We start from the raw sequence: 14,897 nt of genomic DNA, 5'->3' as shown, positions 1-14,897 counted from the left end.
ACCAATAGTACTTAAAGCATAGTCCCTTTTTGGCAATATTGAATGCTTTGTTTGTTGCAATTCTGTATATCCCTAACGTGGAGGTTGGATAGCCACAGACCTATAATGGGCTATGGATAAAATAACTGTCTACTATGATGCTTCCTGCGCCGGGTGTCGGCGTGACCGTCGTCGCTATGACCGGTGGGCGGGTGAAGGCAAGGTCAACTGGTGCGATATCACCGGACAGGAGACTTTATTGCGAGGGAAAGGCATTGATCCCCTGGAAGCGCAGCTGAAACTGCATATCGAGCTTCCTGACGGGCATGTCGAAAAGGATATTGAGAGTTACATCGTACTGCTTAACCAGATTATCTGGCTCAAACCCCTGGCATGGTTGATTTCCCTTCCCTGGATAAGAGAGCCCTTGCGCGTCAGGTATCGGCGTTCAGTGACCCGGCGTCTTCAGGAGGATGGTCGGCTGGTCTGCCAAAACTGTGATAATACCGGTACATCCTCCGATTCCTGAGCTGTCATTTACTGATGTGATGCACATCAGATCTTAAACCTGCGCACAAGCTTACTCAGTTCCTGACTGAGAGTGTTCATTTCCTCGCTGTAGCCTTCACTGCGATGAGCTTCCTGGTCCGTATCCCGGCTGATACTTTCCACCACATTGATGCGCTGGTTGACGCTCCCAGCCAAAGCCATCTGTTCTTGCGTGGCGTTGGTAATCTCGTGGCTCATATGGCGAAGGTTGGTAATGGCACTGACCATTTCATCGAGATGGGTTCCAGTCGCACGAGCCTCATCCACGGTATCGTTGCCTTTGATCTGGCTCTTGTGCATAAAACTGGTGGCATTTTTCGACCCCTGCTGCAGGCGTTCAATCATGGCCTGAATGTCGGCCGTACTTTCCTGGGTACGAGAGGCGAGCGAGCGGACCTCATCTGCCACCACAGCAAATCCGCGGCCCTGTTCGCCAGCGCGGGCGGCTTCGATGGCGGCATTGAGCGCCAGGAGATTGGTTTGTTCGGCAATGGAGTTGATGACATTCACGACGGAGTCGATATTTCCAATTTCAGCGCCCAGGTTATTGATAATCTCTGCCCCTTGGCTGATATCAACAGCCAGCGCTTCGATGGCGGCGATAGAATCTTCCACCAGGCCCTTGGTTTGTTCCCCAATGTGTGCAGTTTTTTCTGCCAGGGTGATGGCCTGCTCGGAGGATTGGGCCACCACATCCACTGAGTTGGAAAGGGCCGACATGTCATTGAGCAGCAAAACGGCTTCAGAGCGTTGTTTCTCGCTATATTCGGTCGTGTTGTGGGCACAGGTGTTGAGTTCATTGCAGTTATTCAGCATGTTCTCACTGGCATCCCGAATATGTGTAATGACTTCCTGGATGCGGCTGATAAAGGTGTTGAAATGAGACGCCAGAACACCGATTTCGCCGCGACTACCCAGATTGATGCGCTGGGTAAGATCCCCTTCACCCTCGGCGATATCCAGTACCCGCCGGGTGATTTCCTTGATGGGTTTGATCACCACATTCAGCAGGATGATTGCCACCAGCACAAAAGCTACGGCCGCGACCAGCACACCGACTGAAATGGCTTTGGTTACCTGGGAAACCACCTGATTGGTGGATTCCTCGGAATCTCTCATGGCTTCCAGTGAAAATTGTTTGATCCGGTTAACGGTCGCATCCAGCTGGCCGATGACTACTTCGACATCATTTACCAGTGATAAGGCCTTGGCGCGGGTCTCCAGTTGTGCGGTTCTGGATTCAAAAATCTTTTCTTCATTGATGGCTTTTGCAAGCCAGGCCTCATAGCCGGATTTGATTCTGGCAATGTCTTCCAGAGTCTGTTCGTCTTCCACCATTCGGCTAAGGGTTTCCAGGGTGGCGATACCCTCATTCTGTTGGTCTTCGAATTCGATCCGCAGCTTTTTCAATGTCTCGGAATTTCGTTCCGACATGAATTTGGTCAGAACGATCTGAAGGGACAGTATGGTTTTGTTGAGGTTTTGTGCTTCGATGACAACCGGATAATCACTGGCGAACATATTGATCAGGGAGATCAGTTCTTCCAGCTCTTTGGAAACCTCGTCGCCTCTCTGCTTGAAAGTAGCGCTGAGCTCCAGATTTTTCTCATCCAGCTGTATCGCCTGGATCTGCAGCTGAACCACGTTTTCCACCAGGTTGTCCAACTGGATTCGGCTGTTCAGCAGCTTGCGTACATCCCCTTCAGTTTCGGGCAATACACCTGATAGCTCTTTGGCGTCCTTGATAAAGTCCGGGGTCAGGGATTGAATTACTGTCTGCTTCTGCTGGATCTGCGCCACTTCACTGACAGACAGAATTTCGTTAACGCCTTTGGTCGTTTGAAGGTAATTTATCGTGAGCGCATCCGACAGGTCGTCAGCCTTGCTGACATTGTTGATCAGATGATCAAAACGCTCTTCAATCTGTCCAAGTCCATTCCATGTAAAGGCAAAAATTCCAAAGATAATGATGGCGGTAAGTACCAGCAAAAACACCACCCGGAAGCTGATGCTATTGAACTTTGCACTCACCTGCGCAGGAATAATGCTTGCCACGTTAGACCTCTATCGCAGTGCTTTTTGTTTTATTTCAGAATAGTTGGCATCTGGCGTATTGACCACATGGAATACTGTAAGAGGATGTTAAGAAATATTGTTGGCGAGCATTTTCAACAAATTTCGCGACTGTTTTAATCCAGATTCCCGAAAATTAAACAGGGATGATTGGTGGGAACCTGTCAGGATTTATCCTGTCAAATCAGTAACCACGGGGTACTTAATCATACTTCGTCGAGTGTTCCGAATAATTTGAATCAGGGAGGCAGAATGAATTTGAGCCACTTAGCCAGAGTCCTGGTGCTGGCATGGACTGTGATGTTGTCATTTCAGGCGGTTGCCACCGAAACAGGTCTGTGGAAACAGAGCAATGAGGGCAATCCTTCAGTCATCGACCACAGTCGATGGGACCATATTCTGTCGAAATACCTCGAAATCTCAGATCCTTCTGGTGTTCATCTGTTTCGATATGTGGAAGTTTCCGCCGCTGACAGGACACAGCTGGAACAGTACATCGACAGCCTGGCCGGTCTCGATCCCAGAAAATACTCGCGGGCCGAACAGAAAGCTTATTGGATTAATCTCTATAACGCGCTGACAGTTGATCTGATTCTCAAACACTATCCGACCAAGTCGATCAAGAAGCTGGGTAAATCGTTCTTCTCATTCGGGCCATGGGATGACAAAGCGGTGCAAGTGGCAGGAGTTCCGCTGACACTGAATGATATCGAACATAAAATTCTGCGACCCATATGGCAGGATAAGCGGATTCACTATGCGGTGAACTGCGCCAGTTACAGCTGCCCGAATCTGGCAGCAGAAGCCTATACGTCTGACAACATGGAGCGTTTACTGGAGCAGGGTGCCCGGGACTATATTAATCACGAGAGAGGTGTCAGCCTGCGGCGCGGTGATTTACTGCTGTCATCTATTTACAAATGGTACCGGGAGGATTTTGGCAATAGTGAAGCGGACGTTCTGAAACATCTGGAACGCTATGCCGGGCCTGAGTTAAAGAAGGCGCTGGAAGGTTTTGATGGTGATATTGATTATGACTATGACTGGCGTTTGAATGAAGTTAAATAACCAACCACCTGCTTTCCCGCTAACCTTCGATGGGACTCCATGGACTTTGAGAGAGGAAAGGGGATGCCGTATTGGCTGACCAACATCCGGTAAAATACGGATCTGGCGAAGGCTGCAGCGAACATGCGAGAATCATTGATCTCTCCCAATTCGATAAAGGTCAATGGTGCGGTCGGCTGTACAATCCTGCTTCTTCAAAAGTGTTCTGATGCTGTTGTTATTCACTGGATGTGCAGACAAAGAGGCTGATTTCTCTATTGCCCTGACACCTGAGCAGCTGGACTGGGTTGGTCAGAAGATTTTCCAGAACGAATGCTCCGGTAAAGAATCCTGTCTGGTTCATTGGAATGAAGGTGAGGCGTTTCCCTCTCTGGGAATTGGCCATTTTATCTGGTATCCCGCCGGGGTAGACGAGCCTTTCGTGGAAAGCTTTCCTCTGTTGATCGATTTCATGCACGATAATGCCGTATCGCTTCCCACCTGGATGGATGAGCTTGAATCATTTGATGCTCCATGGCCGGATCGGCCCACGTTCCTGGACCGGCAGGACAGCACGGAAATCTGGACGTTGCGAAAGTTTCTTGTTGCTACTCAGGGAGTCCAGGCGGAATTCATGTACCAGCGTGCCAGGGAGTCGATGCAGCGGGTGCTGGATGCGGTGCCTGAAGATCAACAGGACCGTCTGCGCCGGAAACTGACGGCCATCACCAGAACCCCCGGTGGTGTCTATGCCCTGATAGACTATGTGAATTTTAAGGGGGAAGGTCTGTCAGCAAAGGAAACCTACCAGGGGCAGGGTTGGGGTCTGCTCCAGGTATTGCAGCAGATGCCTGAGGATTTTGACTCAAAACCTTTGCAGCGTTTTCAACAGGCAGCTGTCAAGGTGCTAACCCGGCGCGCTGAAAATGCAGAAAATCCTATCGAGCGGGAGAAGTGGCTACCAGGATGGATTAACCGGCTGAAGACATACCGGGATTCATAGCGGTAGCGAATTGCTCATACAAGTCACGGTTATCCACACCATTGCTATTCGCACGATGCTACTCTCTCCACGCCACGCCACGCCACGCCACGCCACGCCACGCTTAAGCAAGCTCGCGTTGTATGGAGAGCTGGCTTTGCAGCCATCGCCTGATCTGATCTCTCACCTGTCGATAGCAATCGAGGCGCTCCTCTTCGTTCATATCCTCCCTGGCCAGTTTGGGCGGGTCAGGGAAGGGCTGATGATAACGAGGAACCTGGTTGGGGAACGCCGGACAGTGATCCGCAGCGTGGTCACATACCGTGACCACATAGTCGAACGATACATCTGAAAGCTCTTCAAGGGTCTTTGAATAGTGCCCCTGCATGGAAATTCCGAGCTCTTTCATAACCGCTTCCACATTCGGGTTCATGCCATTAGCAACAATCCCGGCAGAATAAAAATCGAACTGGTCTCCCAACAGGGCTTTACCCAAGGCCTCTGCCATCTGGCTGCGACAGGAATTGCCTGTACACAAAAAGAGCAGCTTTCTGCGATCTGGGGTTGGGTTGGATGTATCCACGTAAGTCTCCCGGTCAGTTCACATCAGGGCTATCAGCAGCAGCCACCAGCGGATGCACTGCCATCACCTTCAACAGAATCAAAAGGCAGGCTGGTGCCACAGCCGTCAAAGATCCCATAGTGGATGCTCCAGTCACCGTAAAAATCGAAATGGGGACGGAAACGAGTGTCATGCAGCATACGGTAGGTATTGCCACAAACCGGGAAGACCCGGCCAGTTTCAATCACATGGTGTTTGTCCAGCACGAAGCGGTCGCCAGCATTGGGAATCGTGCCCTTGTAGCGGACTGCCTGACCGTAGTCTTCACAGGCAGGCTCCAGGCCATCTAGTTTGAACAGGCGGTAAGTGGCTGAAAAGAAACGCAGGTTCCCCACTTTCTGTTCCAGTTTTGGATTGTCGATGGTCAAAGGACGATCCTCCACCAGACGGGGATCGGCAAAACCGGCTTGTTTGGCCAGATTTACAAAGTCATTCCAATACAATGCGCCGGACAGACATTCGCCAAAGAGAACCGGATCTTTGGTCAGCTCATCCGGAACCCGGCGATCACAGTAAACGTCAGAAAAATACAGTTCGCCTCCGGGCTTCAGCAGCTCGTAGGCCTGGCGTAGAACGGCGGCTTTGTCAGTACACAGGTTCAATACGCAGTTGGACACGATGATATCGAAATGATTCTGCTTCAGTTCAAGCTCGTGCAGTTGCTCCAGAAATCCATGCAGAAAGCGGACGTTACCCTGGCGGTAACCAAATACCTCCCGGTGATACTCCACATGACGCTCTGCGACCTCTAACTGCTCGCGGGTCATATCCACGCCGGTGACGCTTCCCTGTTCGCCTACGAGAGCGCTGAGCACGTAGCAATCGCGGCCGGACCCACTTCCCAAGTCAAGAATATGGGCACCTTCCAGATGGTCTGGAGCAATCAGTCCGCAGCCATAGTAGCGTGACATGACCTCATCATGGATTTTGCTGAGAATGGGTTTCAGATGTTCTGGGGTGCCACCGGCTGTACAGCAGGCATCGGTTTGCAGGTCTTCAGAGGAAGAGAGGGTCTTTCCGTAATAATCTTGTACTTCGTCACGCATAGGAGATCCATTGTTCTGGTTATTCTGAAGCAGAAAAATCCGGGCCAGGATGTCTTACAGACATCGACTTCAGAGATTGGACAGGTTGGTTAGTGAAAAGTTCAATCGAATTCGATTCGCTCGATAATATGGCTTGCTGTGGAAAAGTCGAGGTGATTGATTGCGTCATCAAGCCGTGTCAGTGATTCCTGGGGTAGCTTGGCTATCAATGAGGGCCGGAGTTCCGGATACAGAGTCAGGGCCGTCATATTCTGTGTTTGAAGGTGTTGTAGGAACTGTTGATGTTGCTCTCTGTCCAACGGACTGGTTTCCTGTTGAAGGGAAGTCTCCTCCTCAAGATTGGCGAGCCACTGGGTTGCGGCGCTGATCATGTCGTCCAGGTCTTTTTTGACTTCCTGGATATTGGCCAGGGTAACCTCTTCTGACACCGCGGGCATGGATTTCTCGGCTTTGAATGCGGTGTCAACCAGCTTCTTTGCGCCGACAGTCCCACAGGAGCCCCTCAGAGTATGAAGAATTCTGGCGGCCTCTTTCTGCTCTCCATCCCGAAATAATTGTTCAGAGCGCTCTACTTCTTGCGGCCACTTTATGATGAAATCCTTCATCAACCGAATGATCTGCTGCTTTTGCCTGGAGCCCAGACCGGCTAGTCTGTCCAACTGGACCGGGCTGAAAATTTCCTCATTGTCTGAAGCGGCAGCATGCGCTGAATTCATAATGCCTCCTGGAAACCACGGGCAGGGAAAACATGACAGTATTTATATACTACGCTCACGCCAGAGTTTTTCCACCCACATGCCGGTGACCATGGCCACGACAAACACCGCAGATTCAGGACGAAAATAGGCCAGGCTGGCAATCGCAGGGCCGGGGCAGTAACCGTAAAGGCCCCAGCCAATGCCGAACAACGCGGCCCCAATCAGCAGAGGTTTATCGATGCTGGTATTGGTCGGCAAAGAAAACTTATCCGCGAAAGTAGGCCGTGTAAGTTTTTGCACAAAGTGAAAACCTATAAACGTTGTCACCACAGCTCCGCCCATGACAAAGACCAGAGCAGGGTCCCAGGCACCAAAAAGATCCAGGAAACCCTGGACTTTATGTGTGTCCGTCATGCCCGAAATTGCCAGGCCGATTCCGAATAATGTTCCACAAATGAGCGCGATTAATTGAGTCATGGATGTCTCCTCCTGTCAGGCTGCCAGCAAATGGCGGACAATAAACACGGTGATGATCCCCGTCGCCATAAACGTCAGGGTCGCGCTGAGTGAACGGGGCGAACGACGGCCCAATCCGCAGACACCGTGTCCGCTGGTGCATCCACTGCCCAGTCGAGTGCCGAAGCCTACCAGCAGCCCGGCAACGATAATTAACGGCCAGTTCCGGCCACCGGATTCAGGAATCGGCAGGTTCAAGAAGTAATGTGCCAGCAAAGGACCCAGAATCAGACCCGCGACAAAGGCCAGGCGCCAGTGGCGATCCGTTTCCACCAGGGAGGTCCACAGGATGCCGCTGATGCCCGTAATCCTACCCAACAGCCAGAGCATTAATACCGCTGCCAGCCCGATTAATATGCCGCCGGTCAGTGGCCAGGCGAAATCCAATGGAAGAGACATAAATGTTGTTCCTCAGGTAGAGCTTGTTCAGTTAATGGATAGAACGGTTTCCGGTGTAAGGAAAGTTTTGCTGCACGATGACTCCTGCAGCCGCATGATTTACCCGGATTAATCTGCTGCGCAGAACTGGTCCTTCAAAACACTGATTACTTGCTGGGCCGCAGTCCCCTCAAGCCGGTACCAGATGGTCTGGGCTTCCTTACGTGTATTGACCAGTCCGGCTTTACGAAGAGCTGCCAAATGCTGGGACAGCGCAGACTGGCTGAGCGGAACCCGGGCATTGAGTTCCCCTACAGGCAGTTCCCGTTCCAGAAGACTGCACAGGATCATCAAGCGATTTTCGTTAGCCATGGCTTTTAATAAACCGGCAGCCTCTTTCGCGTTTTCTGCCAGCCGGGCCAGTTCGCCCAGCTCTTCGGTGATTGATTCATTCATCGGTATTGGCCCTGTTATCGGTTTTGGCTCAGGCGTCGGTATTGGCTCAGTTGTCGGTATTGGTCCTGATTCGGGGTTCATAATCTCTTTAGACGGCAAGATGATTAATTATTGACCCGAAGAGGCTCTATATTGACCCGAAGAGGCTCTATATTGACCTGAAGAGATTCTATATTAGAAAATTCTAAATTAGCAATGTCTAAAATAATGGTCGCATAAAAAATGAGCAAAACCATCCACTTGCGACTAATACTAAAGTCGTAAAATTGACACGTGGCAAATATTCACCTGATTTATATCGAGTATCGATAATATATATTTCATTTATTCTCCCCGGTTTCTTAGACTTCCATCCGAACATTGAAACAGGCCAGTCGTATACCAGAATGGTCTCACTAAATAACGGATATCTTGAGGATCAGCACATGTCTCAATATCAAAATGACATTCAAGCTGTAGCAGCTATCAAAGAAACTGCTGGCAAGACTTGGGACGCAATCAACCCTGAGTACGCCGCTCGTATGCGCGCCCAGAACAAATTCAAAACTGGTCTGGATATCGCCAAGTACACTGCCAAAATCATGCGCGAAGACATGGCTGCGTATGACGCTGACACTGCTCAGTACACTCAGTCTCTGGGTTGCTGGCACGGTTTTATCGGTCAGCAAAAACTGATCGCGATTAAAAAGCACTTCGGTAACACCAAGCGTCGTTACCTGTACCTCTCCGGCTGGATGGTGGCGGCTCTGCGTTCAGAGTTCGGTCCTCTGCCTGACCAGTCCATGCACGAAAAAACTTCCGTTGCTGACCTGATCGAAGAACTGTACACCTTCCTGCGTCAGGCTGACGCTCGTGAGCTGGGTGGTCTGTTCCGTGAGCTGGATGCTGCACGTGAAGCTGGCGACAAATCAAAAGAAGCTGAAGTTCAAGCCAAGATCGACAACCATGAAACTCACGTTGTGCCGATCATTGCTGACATCGACGCTGGTTTCGGTAACGAAGAAGCCACATACCTGCTGGCCAAGCGTATGATCGAAGCGGGTGCTTGCTGTATCCAGATCGAGAACCAGGTTTCCGACGAGAAGCAATGTGGTCACCAGGACGGTAAAGTAACCGTTCCTCACGCTGACTTCCTGGCCAAGATCCGTGCGGTTCGCTACGCATTCCTGGAGCTGGGTGTAGACGACGGTGTCATCGTTGCCCGTACTGACTCCCTGGGTGCCGGCCTGACCAAGCAGATCGCTGTCACCAACGAACCAGGTGACCTGGGTGATCAGTACAACAGCTTCCTGGACGGCGACTATGTAGAAAGCGCTGACGACATCGCTAACGGTGATGTGGTTGTTAAAGCCAACGGCAAACTGCTGAAGCCCAAGCGTCTGGCTTCCGGTCTGTTCCAGTTCAAGAAAGGTTCTGGCGAAGATCGCGTAGTTCTGGACTGTATCACTTCTCTGCAGAACGGTGCTGACCTGCTGTGGATCGAAACCGAGAAGCCTCACGTTGGCCAGATCGCCGCGATGGTTAACCGCATTCGTGAAGCAGTGCCTAACGCGAAGCTGGTTTACAACAACAGCCCATCATTCAACTGGACTCTGAACTTCCGTCAGCAGGTATTCGATGCCTGGACTGAAGAAGGTAAAGACGTATCTGCCTACGATCGTGCTGCTCTGATGAGCGCCGAGTACGATGAAAGCGAGCTGTCTGTAGAAGCTGACCGTCGTATCCAGAGCTTCCAGCGTGATGCTGCTCGCGAAGCGGGTATCTTCCACCACCTGATCACTTTGCCGACCTACCACACTGCGGCCCTGTCTACTGACAACCTGGCCAAAGAGTACTTCGGTGAGCAAGGCATGCTGGGCTACGTCGCTGGCGTACAGCGTAAAGAGATCCGTCAGGGTATCGCTTGCGTTAAGCACCAGAACATGGCCGGTTCCGACATGGGTGACGATCACAAAGAATACTTCTCTGGTGATGCCGCGCTGAAAGCGTCCGGTAAAGACAACACCATGAACCAGTTTGGCTAATCGGAATTCCGATTTGGCAAGGGGCAGAGTAATCTGCCCCTTTTTTTTGTGCGGCTTCCGGCCGCCTGCCATCTGCATTTATCCCTTCTTTGACGCTCACAATAGCTTCTTCTCCCGCTTGCCACATACCGCCCATACGCCTATAACATAAAGGTGTGGATGAGAAGTCAGACGTTTAATGTTCACCCGGCATAAAACGACATATTGACGGATAAGGACGCTGGCAATTTCATGACGGATAACCTCGCCAAATTTCAGATCAGGCTGCTATTGCGGTATCCGGCACCTTTAGTTGTGATAGCTGTCACCCTGTCTGTCATGGTGGGCTGGTTCCTCAACAGCTCCCGGCTCGTGCAGGTGTTTCCCACCTTTGCCCCCATGCAGTTCAACACGGCTCTGTCATTGTTGTTGACGGCTGTTGCTCTGATATTCCTGCAGCAGTCCCGCCCCCGTCCAGCGATGATCTTCGCTGCAATACCCTGTCTAATTGGTGGTCTCACCCTGATAGAGTACGCCTCCGGCAGCAATCTGGGCATTGATGAGTTAATACTAAAGCACGGTATCACCACCAAGACTTCCCATCCGGGGAGAATGTCTCCCAATACTGCCACCTGCTTTGTGTTGCTGAATATCGCCATTTTCGTCTGGCAGGCAGTACAGAGAGACCTGCGGGCGTTAATACCGGTCATTGTTCTCAGCGGCATCGTTCTGTCTCTGTCGATGACGGCACTTTTCGGCTATCTGGCGTCCATTGAAGACGCCTACGGCTGGAGTGAATTCACTCGTATGGCGGTGCACACGTCCCTGGGGTTTATTCTGCTGTCCACCACCTTTCTGGCCGGTCTTTTCAATCCCGTAGAGCGTCGGGCGGAGGCGGAGAGATATTTGCCCTTCCTGGCCATTTATGTGGGGTTGTTGCTGACGGTACTGCTGGGTATTGCGCTGGCCAGTGACAATCACCGGTCCATTCAGAACGTCTCTGATAAAGCGGCTATCAGCCTCCGGGAAATGGTATTGAGTCTCTACGGGGACCAGATGAAAGCGCTTGATCGTATGGCGGCGCGCCTGATCCATATGACTGAGACCGCCAATCCGAATATGGAGGAACTCTGGCGGAACGATGCCAGGGAGTATCTGAGCGATCATGAAATATATCGCGGTATATTCTGGCTCAGGCAGGATGGCGAGCTTTTGGTGGAATTCAAGGACCAGGAGCTGGGGCGCACCCAGATATTGAACAGCATCATCAATGGTCCGGTGCCCAATCAGCCGGCGTCGGATGTCTGGAAAACCACTTCTGGCGGCTATGGTTTGATTGAACGACTGGATCTGGGGGAAGGGGCCTACCTGATTTCTTATCTGGCCCTGACCTCCCTGACTGAAACCAGTTTCATGCAATCCCGCCTGGAGGGATATAACTATCAACTGACCGTCAATGGATTCCCCATTCTGGATAAAGGCGTTTCATCGGATAATAGCTTTTTTGAGTTTCGGACCGAGCTGCAGTTTCCCCTCGGCAAACGAACTGTGGAGCTGTCCATTGCCCCCAGCTATGAGTTGATAGAGGAACTGAATACACCGCTATCCACTCTGGAGCTTATTCTGGGGACGCTGCTGTCTCTTTCCATTGGCTACATGGCTCACCTGAGTCTGAAAGCCAGCGGTAAAAACCATTTACTTGAGCAGTCCGAAGCATCCATCAGGGCTATTCTCGAATCCGTTGGCCAGGGAGTTTTCGGGCTGGATGAGCAGGGGAGAGCCACTTTTATCAACCCGGCAGCTTACGACATGCTGGGCTACCCGTCCGGCGAACTGATCGGACTGCCCATCCTGCCGATAATTCAAAACCGGGATAAGCATGGTCAGTCGATAGATATCGATCAGAGCCCCATTTCCAAAACGCTCGCAACGGGAGAGAGTTTTCGCATTAACAACGAAGTCATGTGTCGTAAGGATGGCCATGTCATTCCTGTGGAATATATGTGTACACCGGTCACAAACGGGGACCGTTCCGCCGGAGCTGTGGTGGTGTTCTCTGATATTACCGAACGGCTGGCCAGGGAAAATGAGCTGATGACCAAGCAGTCCAATCTGGAGGCAATCTGGCAATCGTTCGATGATATGTATTTCTGGCTCGATGCCGACGGAGTGATTGAGGAATACCGCGCCAGTGACCGCAGTGGCCTGTATGCCTCACCGGACGTCTTTCTGGGCAAGCGAATGCAGGATGTATTGCCGCAGGATGTCGGGGAGATGTTCTCCCAGGCGATGTCCGGCGTCGGTGATCGATCGGTCGCCTCTGAATTGCTGGAATACCAGCTGGATATCGAGGAATCGGGTCAGCATTATTTTGAAGCCAGGTTGGCCAGGATTCATGGCAACCGGTTTCTGATTGTGGTGCGTGACATCACCTCCCGCAAACTGGCAGAGATAGAACTGCTGAGAGCCAACCGCTATAAGTCCGAGTTCCTGGCCAACATGAGCCATGAGATTCGAACTCCCATGAATGCGATCCTGGGGCTGACCCAACTGGCAATGGGAACTGATTTGAATGATCAGCAGAAATCCTATCTGGAAAAAGTCAGGAGCTCTTCCCAGTCGTTGCTCAATATCCTGAACGATATTCTCGACTACTCGAAAATTGAGGCGGGCAAGCTGGATATTGTCGAGGAAGAGTTTGACCTGGAAAAACTGCTGCTCAGCACCTCGGGATTGTATGCCCTGAGTGCCGAGGAAAAGAAAATCGAATTGATATTCGACATGCAGATCGATATCCATCGATATTATCGCGGTGATGCCCTGCGTATTGGACAGGTACTGAATAACATCGTCAGCAATGCGATCAAGTTTACCGAGTATGGCGTGGTGCGTATTCGGGTGAGTGAAATGAGCTTCAGGTCAGGCCGGTCTTTGCTCCATTTTTCGGTGGAGGACAATGGTATCGGAATGACAAAAGATCAGGCCAGCCGCTTATTCCGGCCGTTTACCCAGGCCGACTCTTCCATCACCCGACGTTTCGGTGGCACCGGGCTGGGGCTGACAATCAGCAAAAAACTGGTGGACCTTATGGGAGGGGAAATCGGCGTCGTCAGCCGATTGAATGAAGGCTCAACTTTCAGCTTTTCCATTCCGGTGGACAAAGTCTGGGACAAGCAGACCAAAGTTCTCCAATTGATGAAGATGAAAACGCTGGTGGTTGACGATCAACCGGACTCCCTGGAGGTGGTCGGCAAGATTCTGCACAGTTGGAAATTCGATGTCTTGAAGGCCTCCTCTGCGAGACAGGCTCTCGATATCATTGAAGAATCCAAAGCAAATGGGGCACCAATCAGCCTGTTTCTCATTGACTGGAGAATTCCGGAAATCGACGGCCTGGAGTTGGCGGCCCGTATACGGGAAATCTATGCCAAAGAGAACATCCCTGTCGAAACCGTCATCATCATGGTGACGGCCCACGGTCGTTTTCAGGTTCAGGAAGCCTCATCAGGTATCGCCATTGACGGCTTTCTCGAAAAGCCGGTCATCGCCTCCCAGTTGCAGGACATCCTGGCCGAATTGCAACGCTCGAATGATAAATCCAAGCTGCTTGGCGGCATGCCGAAGAACGAACTGGAAAAGCTTCCGGATCTCTCCAGTATCGTGGGGGCTGAGGTTCTCCTGGTGGAGGACAATCATACCAATCAACTGGTCGCGGTGGATTTACTCAAACAGCTGGGGCTGAAAGCCACCGTCGCCGACAACGGAAGAGAGGCATTGGAGTGCTTTGGAAGACAGCCATATGATCTGATTCTGATGGATATCCATATGCCGGTGATGGATGGACTGGAGGCCACCCGACGTATCCGTATGGCACCCGGAGGCCAGAAAATACCTATCTTAGCCATGTCCGCTGCAGCCATGGAAGTGGATAAAGCCCGCTCCCTGGAGGCCGGGATGAACGGACATATCGTCAAGCCAATTGATTTCAAGGACTTCGCAGACATGCTGTTGAAGTACATTAAGCCTCAGAAAAGGCCGGACAATGAGATAGAACAGAAGAAAATAGAGCAAGAAAGTCCGTTCACCATTCCGGGGTTTGATTTGCAGGCAGCCGTTACCCGGGTGAGAGGTAATTGGAAACTTCTGAGAAAGATATACGAAAGCTTTTACCAGGAGTTTCAGCCGGCCGGGGAACAGTTAATAGAGCTGATTGAAAGCGAAGACATAGACGGCGCGATCAGTCTTGTTCATACCTTAAAAGGCTCAAGCCTCACTATTGGGGCATATCACCTGGCTGATATGGCTGAAAGTGTAGAGCATGCCCTACGCGCTGATAAGATCGCCGCCATTGATGAACTATTGAAGGAACTTAACAGAATACTTAAGGACATCACCAAATCCTTGCTCTCCGGATCGGTGCGATCCTAACCTGAACTCTCCCAAAACCGGATGCATAAAGCTTTTCTTCCCTATCGCGCCTAAGACTTTAACTATAATTTCTAATATCGATCTGGCTTGACGATAATCAACTTGGCCTGAAGCTAATCG

Annotated in this window: 12 protein-coding genes; 5 read left to right on the top strand and 7 right to left on the bottom strand. The window is 51.2% G+C overall.

Annotated elements, in window-relative coordinates; genetic code table 11:
- Positions 1 to 112: 112 nt before the first annotated feature.
- On the top strand, positions 113 to 508 hold the full coding sequence (locus BTA51_RS11485) for a DCC1-like thiol-disulfide oxidoreductase family protein (protein ID WP_094707607.1): 396 nt from the start codon (positions 113 to 115) through the stop codon (positions 506 to 508).
- A gap of 26 nt (positions 509 to 534) precedes the next feature.
- Here BTA51_RS11485 and BTA51_RS11480 read toward each other — a convergent pair whose 3' ends face one another.
- Positions 535 to 2,583 carry a methyl-accepting chemotaxis protein gene (locus BTA51_RS11480; RefSeq protein ID WP_094707606.1) on the bottom strand — a complete coding sequence of 683 codons (2,049 nt, stop codon included), beginning with the start codon at positions 2,581 to 2,583 and terminating at the stop codon, positions 535 to 537.
- Positions 2,584 to 2,853: 270 nt separating this feature from the next.
- On the opposite strand from BTA51_RS11480, the gene BTA51_RS11475 reads away from it, so the two are divergent.
- Positions 2,854 to 3,669, top strand: a complete 816-nt coding sequence (locus BTA51_RS11475) for a DUF547 domain-containing protein (RefSeq protein WP_094707605.1) — start codon at positions 2,854 to 2,856, stop codon at positions 3,667 to 3,669.
- A 208-nt stretch (positions 3,670 to 3,877) separates the two neighbouring features.
- Positions 3,878 to 4,651 carry a hypothetical protein gene (locus tag BTA51_RS11470; protein WP_094707604.1) on the top strand — a complete coding sequence of 258 codons (774 nt, stop codon included), beginning with the start codon at positions 3,878 to 3,880 and terminating at the stop codon, positions 4,649 to 4,651.
- 103 nt (positions 4,652 to 4,754) lie between these two features.
- Here BTA51_RS11470 and BTA51_RS11465 read toward each other — a convergent pair whose 3' ends face one another.
- The 6 genes from BTA51_RS11465 to BTA51_RS11440 form a co-directional block, all read right to left on the bottom strand.
- Entirely contained in the window at positions 4,755 to 5,213 is a 459-nt protein-coding gene (locus tag BTA51_RS11465; RefSeq protein ID WP_246841008.1) for an arsenate reductase ArsC, read from the bottom strand.
- A 32-nt stretch (positions 5,214 to 5,245) separates the two neighbouring features.
- On the bottom strand, positions 5,246 to 6,298 hold the full coding sequence (locus BTA51_RS11460; RefSeq protein ID WP_094707603.1) for a methyltransferase domain-containing protein: 1,053 nt from the start codon (positions 6,296 to 6,298) through the stop codon (positions 5,246 to 5,248).
- 101 nt (positions 6,299 to 6,399) lie between these two features.
- Entirely contained in the window at positions 6,400 to 7,014 is a 615-nt protein-coding gene (locus BTA51_RS11455; RefSeq protein ID WP_094707602.1) for an Hpt domain-containing protein, read from the bottom strand.
- 42 nt (positions 7,015 to 7,056) lie between these two features.
- The gene (locus BTA51_RS11450; protein WP_094707601.1) at positions 7,057 to 7,473 is read right to left on the bottom strand and encodes a DUF6691 family protein; all 417 of its coding nucleotides are present in this window, start codon (positions 7,471 to 7,473) and stop codon (positions 7,057 to 7,059) included.
- 15 nt (positions 7,474 to 7,488) lie between these two features.
- Positions 7,489 to 7,911 carry a YeeE/YedE family protein gene (locus tag BTA51_RS11445; RefSeq protein WP_094707600.1) on the bottom strand — a complete coding sequence of 141 codons (423 nt, stop codon included), beginning with the start codon at positions 7,909 to 7,911 and terminating at the stop codon, positions 7,489 to 7,491.
- A 108-nt stretch (positions 7,912 to 8,019) separates the two neighbouring features.
- Complete coding sequence (locus tag BTA51_RS11440) at positions 8,020 to 8,346, bottom strand: metalloregulator ArsR/SmtB family transcription factor (RefSeq protein WP_094707599.1); 327 nt, start codon at positions 8,344 to 8,346, stop codon at positions 8,020 to 8,022.
- A 425-nt stretch (positions 8,347 to 8,771) separates the two neighbouring features.
- On the opposite strand from BTA51_RS11440, the gene BTA51_RS11435 reads away from it, so the two are divergent.
- Positions 8,772 to 10,370 carry an isocitrate lyase gene (locus BTA51_RS11435; protein WP_094707598.1) on the top strand — a complete coding sequence of 533 codons (1,599 nt, stop codon included), beginning with the start codon at positions 8,772 to 8,774 and terminating at the stop codon, positions 10,368 to 10,370.
- Between the two features lie 231 nt (positions 10,371 to 10,601).
- Positions 10,602 to 14,777: a response regulator gene (locus BTA51_RS11430; RefSeq protein ID WP_094707597.1), complete on the top strand. Its 4,176-nt coding sequence runs from the start codon at positions 10,602 to 10,604 to the stop codon at positions 14,775 to 14,777.
- The last annotated feature ends 120 nt before the right edge of the window (positions 14,778 to 14,897 follow it).

The sequence above is a fragment of the Hahella sp. CCB-MM4 genome, from assembly GCF_002260525.1.
Classification (GTDB): domain Bacteria; phylum Pseudomonadota; class Gammaproteobacteria; order Pseudomonadales; family Oleiphilaceae; genus Hahella.
The sequence above is the reverse complement of the archived record's forward strand: the minus strand, read 5'-3'. Positions and strand labels throughout refer to the sequence as shown.

What these genes read in the sequence shown, in the direction of transcription:
- BTA51_RS11485 (WP_094707607.1), top strand. Translation starts at nt 113, where the DNA reads ATGGATAAAATAACTGTCTACTATGATGCTTCCTGCGCCGGGTGTCGG.
- BTA51_RS11475 (WP_094707605.1), top strand. Translation starts at nt 2,854, where the DNA reads ATGAATTTGAGCCACTTAGCCAGAGTCCTGGTGCTGGCATGGACTGTG.
- BTA51_RS11470 (WP_094707604.1), top strand. Translation starts at nt 3,878, where the DNA reads ATGCTGTTGTTATTCACTGGATGTGCAGACAAAGAGGCTGATTTCTCT.
- BTA51_RS11460 (WP_094707603.1), bottom strand. Translation starts at nt 6,298, where the DNA reads ATGCGTGACGAAGTACAAGATTATTACGGAAAGACCCTCTCTTCCTCT.
- BTA51_RS11455 (WP_094707602.1), bottom strand. Translation starts at nt 7,014, where the DNA reads ATGAATTCAGCGCATGCTGCCGCTTCAGACAATGAGGAAATTTTCAGC.
- BTA51_RS11450 (WP_094707601.1), bottom strand. Translation starts at nt 7,473, where the DNA reads ATGACTCAATTAATCGCGCTCATTTGTGGAACATTATTCGGAATCGGC.
- BTA51_RS11445 (WP_094707600.1), bottom strand. Translation starts at nt 7,911, where the DNA reads ATGTCTCTTCCATTGGATTTCGCCTGGCCACTGACCGGCGGCATATTA.
- BTA51_RS11440 (WP_094707599.1), bottom strand. Translation starts at nt 8,346, where the DNA reads ATGAATGAATCAATCACCGAAGAGCTGGGCGAACTGGCCCGGCTGGCA.
- BTA51_RS11435 (WP_094707598.1), top strand. Translation starts at nt 8,772, where the DNA reads ATGTCTCAATATCAAAATGACATTCAAGCTGTAGCAGCTATCAAAGAA.
- BTA51_RS11430 (WP_094707597.1), top strand. Translation starts at nt 10,602, where the DNA reads ATGACGGATAACCTCGCCAAATTTCAGATCAGGCTGCTATTGCGGTAT.